The sequence below is a fragment of the Streptomyces sp. NPDC016640 genome (assembly GCF_043076215.1).
Lineage (GTDB): Bacteria > Actinomycetota > Actinomycetes > Streptomycetales > Streptomycetaceae > Streptomyces.
Genome location: NZ_JBIBRG010000008.1, coordinates 287,603 through 301,138, shown reverse-complemented (window position 1 = coordinate 301,138; position 13,536 = coordinate 287,603). Strand labels below are relative to the sequence as shown.

General features: G+C 73.1%; 14 protein-coding genes and 1 tRNA gene. 9 read left to right on the top strand and 6 right to left on the bottom strand.

Annotated features, from left to right (window positions below; genetic code table 11):
- Positions 1-3: 3 nt before the first annotated feature.
- Together ACF07S_RS19205 and ACF07S_RS19200 are read right to left on the bottom strand one after the other, a co-directional pair.
- Positions 4-378 carry a YchJ family protein gene (locus ACF07S_RS19205; RefSeq protein WP_391964596.1) on the bottom strand — a complete coding sequence of 125 codons (375 nt, stop codon included), beginning with the start codon at positions 376-378 and terminating at the stop codon, positions 4-6.
- Between the two features lie 63 nt (positions 379-441).
- Positions 442-526 (bottom strand) — tRNA-Leu (locus ACF07S_RS19200).
- 206 nt (positions 527-732) lie between these two features.
- Between ACF07S_RS19200 and ACF07S_RS19195 the strand changes: the two genes are divergently transcribed.
- The 3 genes from ACF07S_RS19195 to ACF07S_RS19185 all read left to right on the top strand — a co-directional run bounded on the left by ACF07S_RS19195 (position 733) and on the right by ACF07S_RS19185 (position 3,328).
- Positions 733-2,058 (top strand): M20/M25/M40 family metallo-hydrolase, encoded by a 1,326-nt coding sequence (locus tag ACF07S_RS19195; protein ID WP_391974630.1) that lies wholly within the window; start codon positions 733-735, stop codon positions 2,056-2,058.
- Positions 2,059-2,210: 152 nt separating this feature from the next.
- Positions 2,211-2,444 (top strand): chaplin ChpH, encoded by a 234-nt coding sequence (chpH, locus tag ACF07S_RS19190; RefSeq protein WP_391964594.1) that lies wholly within the window; start codon positions 2,211-2,213, stop codon positions 2,442-2,444.
- A 164-nt stretch (positions 2,445-2,608) separates the two neighbouring features.
- Positions 2,609-3,328 carry a chaplin gene (locus ACF07S_RS19185; protein ID WP_391974629.1) on the top strand — a complete coding sequence of 240 codons (720 nt, stop codon included), beginning with the start codon at positions 2,609-2,611 and terminating at the stop codon, positions 3,326-3,328.
- A 74-nt stretch (positions 3,329-3,402) separates the two neighbouring features.
- On the opposite strand, the gene ACF07S_RS19180 is transcribed toward ACF07S_RS19185, so the two are convergent.
- On the bottom strand, positions 3,403-3,591 hold the full coding sequence (locus ACF07S_RS19180) for a DUF5703 family protein (RefSeq protein ID WP_391964591.1): 189 nt from the start codon (positions 3,589-3,591) through the stop codon (positions 3,403-3,405).
- Positions 3,592-3,638: 47 nt separating this feature from the next.
- Here ACF07S_RS19180 and ACF07S_RS19175 point away from each other — a divergent pair, with 47 nt between their 5' ends.
- A complete protein-coding gene (locus tag ACF07S_RS19175; RefSeq protein ID WP_391964590.1) occupies positions 3,639-4,364 on the top strand; it encodes a hypothetical protein in 726 nt (241 codons plus the stop codon).
- Positions 4,365-4,418: 54 nt separating this feature from the next.
- On the opposite strand, the gene ACF07S_RS19170 is transcribed toward ACF07S_RS19175, so the two are convergent.
- Positions 4,419-6,449 (bottom strand): helix-hairpin-helix domain-containing protein, encoded by a 2,031-nt coding sequence (locus ACF07S_RS19170; RefSeq protein WP_391974628.1) that lies wholly within the window; start codon positions 6,447-6,449, stop codon positions 4,419-4,421.
- Complete coding sequence (locus tag ACF07S_RS19165) at positions 6,446-7,432, bottom strand: aldo/keto reductase (RefSeq protein ID WP_391964588.1); 987 nt, start codon at positions 7,430-7,432, stop codon at positions 6,446-6,448. Before ACF07S_RS19165 ends, ACF07S_RS19170 begins: the two co-directional genes overlap by 4 nt.
- Positions 7,433-7,675: 243 nt before the next feature.
- On the opposite strand from ACF07S_RS19165, the gene ACF07S_RS19160 reads away from it, so the two are divergent.
- The gene (locus ACF07S_RS19160; RefSeq protein WP_391964587.1) at positions 7,676-8,731 is read left to right on the top strand and encodes an LLM class F420-dependent oxidoreductase; all 1,056 of its coding nucleotides are present in this window, start codon (positions 7,676-7,678) and stop codon (positions 8,729-8,731) included.
- Positions 8,732-8,903: 172 nt separating this feature from the next.
- Here the strand turns inward: ACF07S_RS19160 and corA are convergent, their stop codons facing one another.
- Complete coding sequence (corA, locus tag ACF07S_RS19155; RefSeq protein ID WP_391974627.1) at positions 8,904-9,899, bottom strand: magnesium/cobalt transporter CorA; 996 nt, start codon at positions 9,897-9,899, stop codon at positions 8,904-8,906.
- Positions 9,900-9,961: 62 nt separating this feature from the next.
- Here corA and ACF07S_RS19150 point away from each other — a divergent pair, with 62 nt between their 5' ends.
- The 4 genes from ACF07S_RS19150 (at position 9,962) to mshC (ending at position 13,521) form a co-directional block, all read left to right on the top strand.
- A complete protein-coding gene (locus tag ACF07S_RS19150; RefSeq protein ID WP_391964585.1) occupies positions 9,962-10,648 on the top strand; it encodes a histidine phosphatase family protein in 687 nt (228 codons plus the stop codon).
- Positions 10,649-10,738: 90 nt separating this feature from the next.
- Positions 10,739-11,329, top strand: coding sequence for a DUF3090 domain-containing protein (locus ACF07S_RS19145; protein WP_391974626.1), 591 nt, complete (start codon positions 10,739-10,741; stop codon positions 11,327-11,329).
- Positions 11,293-12,126, top strand: coding sequence for an SCO1664 family protein (locus ACF07S_RS19140; protein ID WP_391974625.1), 834 nt, complete (start codon positions 11,293-11,295; stop codon positions 12,124-12,126). The genes ACF07S_RS19145 and ACF07S_RS19140 overlap by 37 nt, the downstream gene beginning before the upstream one ends.
- A gap of 165 nt (positions 12,127-12,291) precedes the next feature.
- On the top strand, positions 12,292-13,521 hold the full coding sequence (mshC, locus tag ACF07S_RS19135; protein ID WP_391964582.1) for a cysteine--1-D-myo-inosityl 2-amino-2-deoxy-alpha-D-glucopyranoside ligase: 1,230 nt from the start codon (positions 12,292-12,294) through the stop codon (positions 13,519-13,521).
- Positions 13,522-13,536 lie beyond the last annotated feature (15 nt).

Here is a 13,536-nt window from a genome sequence, read left to right as displayed (position 1 = left end):
GAGCTAGCCCGGGAAGTCCCCGTCGACGTACACCCACGCCCCGCCGATCCGCTCGAACCGGCTGCGCTCGTGCAGCGAGCCGCCCCGGTAGGACGCCCGGAAGGTCACCGTTCCGGTGGAGTGGAAGGCCGTCCCGCCGTCCGTGTCCAGGATCTCCAGCCCGGTCCACCGCATCCCGGGATCGAAGTCGATCCGCTCCGGCCGCGTCCTCGGATGCCAGCTCCGCAGCAGATACGCGCCGTCCTGCCGCACGAACGCGCAGTACCGCGACCGCATCAGCCGCTCGGCGGTGGGCGCGGCGGCGGACCCCGCGTGGAAGCGGCCGCAGCAGGCCCCGTACGCCTCGGGCAGCCCGCAGGGGCAGGAAGGAGTGGTCATGGTCGGCCTCCGCGACAACGCCCGAGGGCCGCGACCTCGCGGTCGCGGCCCTCGCGCTGCATGTGTCCGAGGGGGGACTTGAACCCCCACGCCCGATAAAGGGCACTAGCACCTCAAGCTAGCGCGTCTGCCATTCCGCCACCCGGACAAGGTGTCTGTCGCGCGGGTTTCCCTCCGCGGCGACGACGTAAACATTACCAGGTCTTCCGGGGTGGCCGATCACCCCCGGCCGGCCGCGTCGCGTGTGAACGGTGTGCGACGGGCCGGTCCGGGTCTTGGGACGGGCGCGGCGGGGAGGGAGGATGAGGGGAACCCACCAGCGGGGACACCAGCAGTAACAGCGGGAGGAAGCACGTGAGCGAGACGGACACGGCCAGGAGCGTCACCGGTGAGGACGAGGTCGTGGACCTCTGCCGCGAGCTGATCCGGATCGACACCAGCAACTACGGCGACCACTCGGGTCCCGGCGAGCGCAAGGCGGCCGAGTACGTCGCGGAGAAGCTCGCCGAAGTGGGACTCGAACCGCGGATCTTCGAGTCGCACCCGGGGCGCGCCTCCACGGTGGCCCGGATCGAGGGCGAGGACCCCTCCCGGCCCGCGCTGCTGATCCACGGCCACACCGACGTCGTACCGGCCAACGCCGACGACTGGACCCACCACCCCTTCTCCGGTGAGATCGCCGACGGATGCGTGTGGGGGCGCGGGGCCGTCGACATGAAGGACATGGACGCGATGACCCTCGCGGTCGTCCGCGACCGGCTGCGCAGCGGGCGCAAGCCCCCGCGTGACATCGTCCTCGCCTTCCTGGCGGACGAGGAGGCCGGCGGCACGTACGGCGCCAAGCACCTGGTGCACGAGCACCCGGAGCTGTTCGAGGGCGTCACCGAGGCGATCGGCGAGGTCGGCGGGTTCTCCTTCACCGTCAACGAGAAGCTGCGCCTCTACCTCGTGGAGACCGCCGAGAAGGGCATGCACTGGATGCGGCTCACCGTCGACGGCACCGCCGGCCACGGCTCGATGACCAACGACGACAACGCCATCACCGAACTGTGCGAGGCGGTCGCCCGCCTCGGCCGGCACACGTGGCCGGTACGGGTCACCAAGACCGTGCGGGCGTTCCTGGACGAGCTCTCCGACGCGCTCGGCACCGAGCTCGACCCCGAGAACATGGACGAGACCCTCGCCAGGCTCGGCGGCATCGCCCGCATGATCGGCACCACGCTGCGCAACTCGGCGGCGCCCACCATGCTCGGCGCCGGCTACAAGGTCAACGTCATCCCCGGCCAGGCCACCGCGCACGTCGACGGCCGCTTCCTGCCCGGCTACGAGGAGGAGTTCCTCGCCGACCTCGACCGGATCCTCGGCCCGCGCGTCAGGCGCGAGGACGTGCACTCGGACAAGGCCCTGGAGACCGACTTCGACGGCCGGCTCGTCGACGCCATGCAGAGCGCGCTCAGCGCCGAGGACCCGATCGCGCGGGCGGTGCCGTACATGCTCTCCGGCGGCACCGACGCCAAGTCCTTCGACGACCTCGGCATCCGCTGCTTCGGCTTCGCGCCGCTCAGGCTGCCCCCGGAGCTGGACTTCGCGGGCATGTTCCACGGGGTCGACGAGCGGGTCCCGGTGGACGGCCTGAAGTTCGGGGTGCGGGTGCTGGACCGTTTCCTGGACGCCTCCTGACACGCTTACCCGATGAACTCGATAATCGTGCAGGCGTGCGGAGTTGACTGGGAAGAGTGAATCCGACCATAAGCTCGTAGCCTCATTACTTCCTCCTCGTTACCCGTGATGTGATCCGCGGCTTTGGATCGCTTTACCAACGAGGAGGAATAATGATCAAGAAGGTCGTCGCTGTCGCGGCTGCCACCGGTGGGCTGGTTCTCGCGGGCGCGGGCATGGCCGCCGCCGACTCGGGTGCCCAGGGTGCCGCCGTGCACTCCCCGGGTGTCGTGTCCGGCAACGTCGTTCAGGTTCCGGTGCACGTCCCGGTGAACGTCTGCGGCAACACGGTCTCCGTGATCGGGCTGCTGAACCCCGCCTTCGGCAACACCTGCATCAACCAGTGACGTTGTGCCTCGCCCTTCAAGGGCATGCCCTCTGAGGGTTTGAGCCCGTCGGCCCCGGAGCGCGCGCCATGCGCTCCGGGGCCGACCGGTCTCTGAATACGTCGGAACACCGGGAATCCGACGGACGGAATTCCCGGCCCCAGTCGAAGGCAGGGATTTCAGCAATGCGACAGGTCACCCGCAAGGGCCTGATGACCATGGCGGCCGCCACCGGCGTGCTCGCCGCCGCGGGCGGCACCGCCCACGCGGACTCCGGCGCGACGGGTGCCGCCGCCGGCTCACCCGGAGTGCTCTCCGGGAACACGGTGCAGGCGCCGGTGCACGTGCCGGTGAACGTCTGCGGCAACACGGTGAACGTCGTCGGCGTCCTCAACCCGTCCGTGGGGAACTCCTGCGCCGACCAGGGCGGCTCGTCCGCGGGTGGACACGGTGGTTCGGGATCCCACGGTGGCGGCTCGCACGCCGACGGCGGGGCGAGCGGCTCGCCCGGCGTGGGTTCGGGCAATGTGATCCAGGCGCCGGTGCACGTGCCGGTGAACGTCTGCGGCAACAGCGTCGACGTCCTCGGCGCCGGCAACGCCACCGAGGGCAACGGCTGCGCGAACGGCGACCCCGGTCACGAGACGCCGGGACAGCCCGGCGAACCCGGCAACCCGGGCAGCCCCGAACACCCCGGCGACGAGCCGAACACCCCGGTCGACCGGACCCCGGACGGCCCCTCGCACGGCGACGAGCCGGGTACCCGGTCCGTCGCCCGGCCGCAGGCCGGCGCACAGCTCGCCCAGACCGGCAGCGAGCTGCCGATGGGCCTGGTCCTGCCGGCCGGCGCGGGCGCGCTGATCGCCGGTGCGGTCCTCTACCGCAGGGCACGGACCGCTGCGTGACACCGGACACACGGAGCGGCCCCCGCGACCGCGGGGGCCGCTCCGCTCCGTGATCCGGGCCGGGCCACCGGTACTCACCAGGTGGCGCGCACCTGGCGGATGATCCGCCGCCGCAGCCGCACCCTGCGACTGCCGTCACGCATCAGCGTCAGGCGGTACAACTCCCAGTGACCGTACTCCGCATGGTCCGTCAGCAGGCGCGCCGTCTCCCTGCGGGACACCTCGCGCGGCACGTACACGTCGACAAATTCGTATTCCGGCATCGCATCTATTGTGCGTGCCGGGCCCCGGTACGGATAGCGTCTGCACTATGTCTGATGCTGCGCAGCCCACCGCTGCCGAGGTACGCGCCGCCGCCGAGGCGGTCAAGACCGCGCTCGACCGCCACCTGGCCGCGGTCGAACGCCGGTCGGGGGAGGACGACCCGGCCGTCTACGAGGCGTTCAACCAGCTGGCCGCGGCCGCGGAGGCGTACGACGAACTGCTCTACGACCGCTACGACGAGGTCACACCCTTCGAGATCCCCGGCGCGGAGGACGCGCTGCCGCCGTACGCCGGGCCGGAGGAACCGAACGCGCTCAGCGTGCTGATCCGCCGTGACTACGCCGTCGCGGAACCGCAGCGGCTGCTCGCGCACGCGCAGCGGATCGAGGCGGCGGACGACGATGAGGGCTCCGACGCCTCGGGCACCGTCCACGGTGCGCTCGGGCTGCTGTTCGGCGAGTTCGAGCCGGACGAGATCGCCTCCCGGCACAAGGAGTTCGGCCTCGAGGAGGGCGACTCCACACTCTGGGTGACGGCGGCGGACGAGGCCGCGGAACCCGGCGAGTGGCTGGAGGCGCCGTTCGAGCAGGTGGATCAGCAACACGTGGTGTGCCGCTTCGACGTGAGCGCGGTCTTCGACGACGAGGACGACGAGGACGACGACATCGACGACATCGAGGACATCGACGGCATCGAGGGGGGCACCGGCGACGCACGGGATCCGGCCCTGGACGAGGACGAGGACCTGGAGCCCCTCGACGCCGACCGCTGACGGTCCCGGACGGCGGCACCGGCGGCACGCCCGGCTGCCGGTGCCGCCGTCGCCTCAGCCGGTCGCCGTCTGCGGCGCCAGCAGCACCGGCAGCCGGGTCGTCCGCGGCTTGGCCGGCACCTCGGCCACGGCGCGCGCCAGCGCCTGCTCCACACCGTGCACCACGGACAGATGCCGGTCGGCCCGGCCGAACGCCGTGTACACCCAGGGCCGGCTCAGCGCCTGCGCCGCGTCACCGGGCAGCACCACGACCACCGCGGGCCACCGGCAGCCCACGGCCTGGTGCGCGGTCAGCGCCCATCCGTGCCGCACCGCCTGCTCCACCCGCTCCCTCGGCACGACGATCTCCTCGCTCCCGCACGCCAGGTGCAGCCCTTCGCCGTCGGCCCTCACCACACGGCCCGGCACCGTACGTCCCGGAGCGGGGGACCAGGCGACCCGGTCACCCGGGTCGAACCCCCCGAAACGCCCCGGCCCGGGATTGAGCCGCTCCTTCAGCGCCGCGTTCAGCGCGCGCGTACCGACCGCACCGCCGTGCCCCGGGGTGATCACCTGCGTCTCCTCGGCGGGCACCCCGATCGCGCGCGGCACCGAGTCCGCCACCAGCTGCACGGTCCGGTGCACGGCCTCGCCCGCGTCCCGCACCGGCACGATCACGACCTCCTTGCCGGGCGCCTCCACCTGGTTCAGCTCGCCGACGCCGATCCCGGAGACCAGCTCGCCCAGCGGGCCGGGATCCGGCCGCCGCGAGGCGATCTGCGGGCACACCCGCGCCGCCAGCAGATCGGCGAACACCCGGCCGGCGCCCACCGACCACAGCACGCCCGGATCACCGGCCAGCACCAGCCGCGCCCCGTCCGGCAGCGACTCCGTCACCAGCGCGGCGGCCTCGACATCCAGCTGCGGGGCGTCGAGGACCACCAGCAGGTCCAGGTCCAGCGCCCCGTCGGCGTCGCGCCCCGGCCCCTCGGCGCCGGACAGCAGCCCGGCGACCGTCGCGACACCGGGACCGTCGGCCAGCGCCGCGCAGCGCGCCCGCCCGGCCGGGCCGTGCGCGGCGGCCCAGACCCGCAGCCCCAGGCCGTGCGCGGCGTTCAGCAGGGCCACCGGCTCGGCCGACGAGGCCTCCCCGCCGGTGTGCAGCACGAGCCCGTGCCCGGCGACCGCCCGGATCAACTCGCCGGCGGACCCCTCCGCCGCGTCGGCGGCCCGCTCCCACCCGGCCGGATCGTCCTGCCCGGGCACCGAGTCGATCAACCGGGCCAGACCGTCGGCGAGGCTCTCCTCGGCCAGTGCGTAGCGCTCGAGCCCGACCAGCACCCGCACCGGCCGTTCCCCGTCCTCCTCCTCGCCACCGGCTTCCGCGAGGGCGTCCTGGAAGACGAGCACGTCCCCTTCCGCGATGGCGTTCCGCACGGCCTCCTCGGGATCCGGCACTCCCTGCCGGCCCAGCGCGGCGGTCAGCGCGGACACGTCCAGAGCGGTGTGTCCGGCGAGCGCCGCCTGCTCCAGCAGCCACACGGTGACCGCCCGACCCCGCCGCTCGTCGTCCGGCCCGGCCCCGGCGCCCAGCAGCGCCCTCGCGAACCCGTCGGCCTGCTCCGGCCGCACCCCGGCGACCCGCAGCAACTGCCAGGGATCGGCACGCAGCGCTTCCCCGCCGCCCTCGCCGAGGGCGGCGGCGGCCTGCACGGCGAGCCCTTCCGGCGCACCCCCCTGAGCCAGGACCCCCCGCACCTCCTCCACGGCGCCGGCCGCGGGAACCACCTCGCCGGAGGCCACCACGGGCGCCCGCCGCACGGGCTCGGGCGCGGGTCGCCGCGGGGTGGGCCGGGCCTCCTCGAACACCGTGGCGGGCGGCTTCTCACCGCTCTCCACGGCCCGCACGGCGGCGAGCAGATCGGCAGCCGTGCCGCTCAGCTTGCCGCCGGCCTCGACCGGTCCCCGCCGCTCCGCCTTCCGCCGCTCGATCCGTTCCCGCTCCAGGCGCTGCGCGGCCAGCTCGGCCTCGGCCTCGGACACCCGGGCACCGTCCGCGCTCTTGGGCTCGGCGTCCTCCGCGGTCTCGGGCGGCTCGGTGCTCACAGCGTGCTCCAGTCGTGATCGGGATAGCGGTGCACGGGCGCCGACACATCGTCCAGCGCCCGGCAGATCTCGTCAGGAAGACTAAGGGCCTCCACTGACAGTGCCGCCGTGAGCTGCCGCGCGTTGCGCGCGCCGACGACGGGTGCGGCCACACCGGGCCGGTCGCGCACCCACGCCAGCGCCACCTGCAGCGCGGTCACGGCGAGCCCGTCCGCAGCCGTCGTCACGGCGTCCACGATCCGGCTCGCGGTGTCGTCCAGATAGGGCGCGACGAACGGCGCCATGTGCTCCGAGGCTCCCCGGGAGTCCGGCGGGTTGGCGTCGTTGCGGTACTTGCCGGTCAGCACGCCCCGCCCGAGCGGAGAGGAGGGCAGCAGTCCGATCCCCAGGTCGAGGGCCGCGGGCAGCACCTCCCGCTCGACTCCCCGCTGCAGCAGCGAGTACTCCATCTGCGTACTCGCCAGCCGCGTCCGCGCCCCCGGCGCGGCCAGCTGCCAGGTCGCGGCCTTGGCCAGCTGCCAGCCGCAGAAGCCGGAGACCCCGGCATACCGCACCCGCCCGCTGCCGACCGCGATGTCCAGCGCCTCGAGGGTCTCGTCCAACGGGGTCGCGGGGTCGTAGGCGTGGACGTGCCACAGGTCGACGTGGTCGGTGCCGAGTCGCGCCAGCGAGGCGTCGAGCGCGGCGAGCAGGTGTCCGCGCGAGCCGTCGAACCGGCGGTCCGGGTCCGGGACGCTCCCCGCCTTCGTGGAGATCACGAGGTCCCGTCGCGGCACGAGCCCGTCCATCAGCCTCCCGAGCAGATACTCGGCCTCTCCGTCGCCGTACACGTCCGCGGTGTCGACGAGCGTGCCGCCCGCCTCCCAGAACGTCTTCAGAAGGTCCGCGGCGTCGTGCTCGTCGGTGTCCCGACCCCAGGTCAGTGTCCCGAGCCCGATCCGGGACACACGCAGGCCGGTACGGCCGAGATGCCTCTGCTCCATGAACGCCGAGATTACTGTCCGCGGCGCGGGGTGTGGGCACCTGTGGACAAGGCGTCGCCGGCGCCGGGCGCCGGCGCGTGCCGGCGGCGTTCGCGCAGCCCGGCGCCCACGGGCCGCCTCCCCGGCCTCCCGGCTCCGCTCGAGCGGGGGAACCCCGTCGCCCCGCGGCACGCCCCCCGCGTCCGCCGGAGGTATAAGGTCTGCGCACAAGTCACGTTACTCATCGGTAAGGGGAACCGGGTCATGCAGCTAGGCATCAACCTCGGCTACTGGGGCGCCGGAATGGACGCCGACAACCTCGCCGTGGCCCAGGAGGCCGACCGCCTCGGATACGCGGTCTGCTGGGCCGCGGAGGCCTACGGCTCCGACGCCGCCACCGTCCTCACCTGGGTGGCCGCCCGGACCCAGCGCATCGACGTCGGCTCCGCGATCTTCCAGATCCCCGCCCGCCAGCCCGCGATGACCGCGATGACCGCCGCCACCCTCGACTCCCTCTCCGGCGGCCGCTTCCGCCTGGGCCTCGGCGTCTCCGGCCCGCAGGTCTCCGAGGGCTGGTACGGCGTCAGGTTCGACAAGCCGCTCGCCCGCACCCGCGAGTACGTCGAGATCGTCCGCAGGGCCATGACCCGCGAACGCCTCTCCTACGAGGGCGAGCACTGGACGCTCCCCCTCCCGGACGGCCCCGGCAAGCCCATCAAGCTCACCGTGCATCCCGAGCGCGAGCACATCCCCCTCTACATCGCCGCGATCGGCCCGAAGAACCTCGAGCAGACCGGCGAGATCGCCGACGGCGCCCTGCTGATCTTCCCCTCGGCCGACCACCTCGAGGACACCGCGGTCGGGCACCTCCGCGCGGGCCGGGAGAAGGCCGGCAAGACCCTCGACGGCTTCGACATCTGCCCGACCCTCCCCCTCGCCGTCGGCGACGACCGGGACGTCACCACCCTCGCCGACGCCTTCCGTCCCTACACCGCGCTGTACGTGGGCGGCATGGGCAGCCGCAAGCAGAACTTCTACAACCAGCTCGCCCGGCGCATGGGCTACGAGCGCGAGGCCGCCGAGATCCAGGACAAGTACCTGTCCGGCGACAAGCAGGGCGCCGCCGCCGCCGTCCCGCACGACCTGATCGACAAAACCACCCTCCTCGGCTCGGTGGACCGCATCGCCGACCGGATGAGGGCCTACGCCGCCGCCGGAGTCACCACCCTCACCCTCGCCCCGGCCGGCCTCACCCTCGACGAGCGCCTCGCGTCCCTCCGCGCCGGCACCGAGGCCCTGGAACGCGCCGGCCTCGCCTGAGCGGGCCCGCCCGACCACGCGGCCCGCAGAAGCCCCCACGGCCGTGGTGGGGGCTCCAGGGCCCGCCCCGCCACGGCCGTCACGACAACAACGCCGGCCGCCCCCCGCGGTTACGCCGGACCCCGGGCCGGTGCCCGGCCCGGGGTCCGGCGTCCCGCCCCGTACGCCGCCGCTACAACCACCCCCGCCGCTTGAACAGCCGGAACAACAGCACCTCCATCGCGGCCATCAGCGCGATCACCGCCGGATACGCCCAGGCCCACCGCAGCTCCGGCATGTGGTCGAAGTTCATGCCGTAGACCCCCGCGATCATCGTGGGAACCGCCGCCATGGCCGCCCACGAGGAGATCTTCCGCATGTCGTCGTTCTGCCGCACGCTCATCTGCGCCAGGTGCGCCGACAGGATGTCCGAGACCAGCCGGTCCAGCCCTTCCACGGACTCGTTCACGCGCGTGAGGTGGTCGTGCACGTCCCGGAAGAACGGCCGCGCCTCGTCCGCCACGAACGGCACCCGCGCCCCGGAGGTGCCCACTCCCGCCAGCCGCGACACCGGCATCGCCAGCGGACCGGTCGCCCGCCGGAACTCCAGGATCTGCCGCTTGAAGTTGTAGATGCGGGAGGCGATGTGCCGCGAACCGCCCCCGTCGGGGGTGAAGACCTCCGCCTCCAGCTCCTCCAGGTCGGTCTGCAGCTCGGTCGCCACCTCCAGGTAGTGGTCGACGGTGGCGTCGGCGACCGCGTACAGCACCGCGGTCGGCCCCTTCTCGAGCAGCTCCGGCTCCTTCTCGAGCCGGCCGCGCACCGCCTTGAGCGGTGCGCCCTCACCGTGCCGCACCGTCACCACGAACGAGTCGCCGAGGAAGATCATGACCTCACCGGTGGACACGGTGTCGCTCTCCGGCTCGTACTCGACCGGTTTGAGGACCAGGAACAGCGAGTCGTCGTACACCTCCAGTTTGGGCCGCTGGTGGGCCTTGAGGGCGTCCTCGACGGCCAGCGGGTGCAGGGCGAACTCCTGTGAGACCAGGTCGAACTCGGCCGCAGTCGGCTCGTGCAGCCCGATCCAGACGAAACCCCCCGCCGACCGGGCCTCGTCCAGCGCGTCGGAGAAGTCCTCGGGCCCCTCCGACCGGCGTCCCTCCCGGTAGATGGCACAGTCGACGATCACGGAGCGCATTCTCCCTTCGTACGGCGGACACGGCACACACATCTGCGCCTACCCTGGGCCGCATGCCCACATTGCTCCTGGTCCGGCACGGACGCTCCACCGCCAACACGGAGGGACTGCTCGCCGGCTGGACGCCCGGCGTCGCCCTCGACGACCGCGGGGCCGCGCAGGCCGCCGCACTGCCCGGACGGCTCGCCGAGCTGCCCCTGGCCGAGGTGGTCGCCAGCCCGCTCCGGCGCTGTCAGGAGACGCTCCGGCCGCTGCTGGAGGCCCGGCCGGGCCTCACCGCGCACACCGACGACCGCATCGGCGAGTGCCACTACGGCGACTGGACGGGCCGCAAGCTCGCCGAGCTCGCGGACGAGCCCCTCATGGAGGTGGTGCAGGCCCACCCGTCCGCGGCGGCGTTCCCGGGCGGCGAGTCCATGCGCGCGATGCAGACGCGCGCCGCCGAGGCGGTGCGCGAGTGGAACGCGCGCGTGGAGCGCGACCACGGCGCCGACGCCGTCTATCTCATGTGTTCGCACGGCGACATCATCAAGTCCCTCGTCGCGGACGCACTCGGGCTTCATCTCGACCTCTTCCAGCGGATTTCCGTTGAACCGTGTTCCATCACCGCGATCCGCTACACACGGCTGCGGCCCTTTCTCGTCCGCCTCGGCGACACCGGCGACTTCACGTCCCTGGCGCCGCGCCAGGAGCCGCCCGCCGACGCGGCCACGGTCGGGGGTGACGCGGGCGCACCGTGATCGTCGGCCGCAGTAGGGTGAAGCGACCGCAGCGTTTGCGTTCCCGTTCGAACAGCCGCCCGTTCCCACGACTCTCAATGGAGACAGGACGTGTCCCGTCAGGTGTTCCTCTACGACCAACCGGAACGTTTCGTGGCCGGTACGGTCGGACTGCCAGGGCGCCGTACGTTCTTCCTCCAGGCCTCCGCCGGCTCCCGGGTGACCAGCGTGGCCCTGGAGAAGACCCAGGTCGCGGCGCTCGCCGAGCGCATGGACGAGCTGCTCGACGAGGTCGTACGCCGCAGCGGCGGCAGTGCCGCGGTGCCCGCCGTGCCGCCGAACGAGATCCCCGACACGGCCCCGCTGGACACCCCCGTCGAGGAGGAGTTCCGCGTCGGCACCATGGCGCTCGCCTGGGACGGCGAGGAGCAGCGCATGATCGTCGAGGCGCAGGCCCTCGTCGAGCTGGACGCCGATTCCGAGGAGGACCTCGCCGAGGCCGAGGAGCGGCTGCTCCAGGACGAGGAGAACGGTCCGCCGATGCTCCGCGTCCGGCTCACCGGCGCGCAGGCCAGGGCTTTCGCCAAGCGCGCCCTCGACGTCGTCAACGCCGGGCGGCCGCCGTGTCCGCTGTGCAGCCTCCCGCTCGACCCGGAAGGACACGTATGTCCACGCCAGAACGGATACCGCCGCGGAGCGTGACGGCCGCCGACCCGGCCGCCGCGACGCTGCTCGCCGAGGGCGAGCTGGCCGTGCGCGGACGCATCCGTGAGGCGTCGAACGCCGCGTTGTACTGCACCGTGACGTACGGGGGCCGCGAGGCCGCCTGCGTCTACAAGCCGGTCGCCGGGGAGCGGCCGCTGTGGGACTTCCCCGACGGCACGCTCGCCGGGCGCGAGGTCGCGGCGTACCGGGTCTCCGAGTCCACCGGCTGGGGGCTGGTGCCGCCCACCGTGCTGCGGGACGGCCCGTACGGCGAGGGCATGTGCCAGCTGTGGGTCGAGACGGCGCCCGGCGCCGAACTCCTCGCCCTGGTGGACGGCGAGGAGCCGGAACCGGGCTGGAAGGCGATCGGCTTCGCGGAGGTCGGCGAGGGCCGCACCGCCCTGCTCGTGCACGCCGACGACGAGCGCCTGCGCCGGCTGGCCGTGCTCGACGCGGTGATCAACAACGCCGACCGCAAGGGCGGTCACCTGCTGCCCACCGCGGAGAACCGGCTGTACGGCATCGACCACGGGGTCACCTTCAACGTCGAGGACAAGCTGCGCACGCTGCTGTGGGGCTGGGCGGGGGAACCCCTGACCGAGGAGGCCCTCGAGGTCCTCGAGGGCCTCAGGAAGGCGCTCGCGGACGGCGGCGCCCTCACCACCGGCCTGGCCTCCCTGATCACCCCCGCGGAGATCGACGCCACACGCGCGCGCGTCGAGGCGTTGCTCACCTCCGGCGTCCACCCCGAGCCCGGCGGGGAGTGGCCCGCCATCCCCTGGCCGCCGGTGTGAGCGGCCGGGACGGCCCGGTGTGAGGCCGGACGGCCCGGTGTGAGCGGGCCGGACCGCGCGGCTCGACCGGACAGCACGGCGAGCGGCCGGACGCAAGAGTGCCTTCCCGGTCATCCGGACTGCTCCGGTTCGTATCCGGAACCACGGTCCGGTTAGGCTCAGGGCATGCATGCCTGGCCCGCTTCCGAGGTCCCCGCCCTGCCCGGTCAGGGCCGCGACCTGAGGATCCACGACACCGCGACCGGGGGCTCGATCACCCTCGACCCCGGTCCCGTCGCCCGTATCTACGTCTGCGGCATCACCCCCTACGACGCAACGCACATCGGACACGCGGCGACCTACAACGCGTTCGACCTCGTGCAGCGCGTGTGGCTCGACACCAAGCGGCAGGTGCACTACGTCCAGAACGTCACCGACGTGGACGACCCGCTGCTGGAGCGGGCCGACCGGGACGGTCTCGACTGGACCGCGCTCGCGGAGCGGGAGACCGCCCTCTTCCGCGAGGACATGACCGCCCTGCGGATGCTGCCGCCCCGGCACTACATAGGCGCCGTGGAGGCGATACCCGGCATCGTCCCGCTCGTCGAGCGGCTGCGTGACCTCGGCGCGGCCTACGAACTGGACGGCGACATCTACTTCTCCGTCGAGTCCGACCCGCACTTCGGCCAGGTGTCGAACCTCGACGCCGCCGCCATGCGGCTGCTGTCCGCCGAGCGGGGCGGCGACCCGGAGCGGCCGGGCAAGAAGAACCCGGTCGACCCGATGCTCTGGATGGCGGCCCGCGAGGGCGAGCCGAGCTGGGACGGCGGCTCGCTCGGCCGGGGGCGCCCCGGCTGGCACATCGAGTGCGTGGCCATCGCCCTGGACCACCTGGGCATGGGCTTCGACGTCCAGGGCGGCGGCAGCGACCTGGTCTTCCCGCACCACGAGATGGGCGCGTCCCACGCCCAGGTGCTCACCGGCGAGTTCCCCATGGCCAAGGCGTACGTCCACGCCGGCATGGTCGCCCTGCACGGCGAGAAGATGTCCAAGTCCAAGGGCAACCTGGTCTTCGTGTCCCGGTTGCGCCGCGAGGGCGTGGACCCGGCGGCGATCCGGCTGGCCCTGCTCGCCCACCACTACCGCGCCGACTGGGAGTGGACCGACGAGGTGCTCCAGGACGCCGTGACCCGACTGGGCCACTGGCGTGCGGCGGTCTCCCGCCCCGACGGCCCGCCCGCCGAGGCGCTGGTCGAGGAGATCCGCGAGGCGCTCGCCGACGACCTGAACGCCCCGGCCGCGCTGACGGCCGTCGACCGCTGGACCGTGCTCCAGGAGGAGAGCGGCGGCACGGACACCGCCGCGCCCGGCGTCGTCTCCCGCGCGGTGGACGCCCTGCTCGGCGTCGCGCTGTAACGACGGCGCACGCCG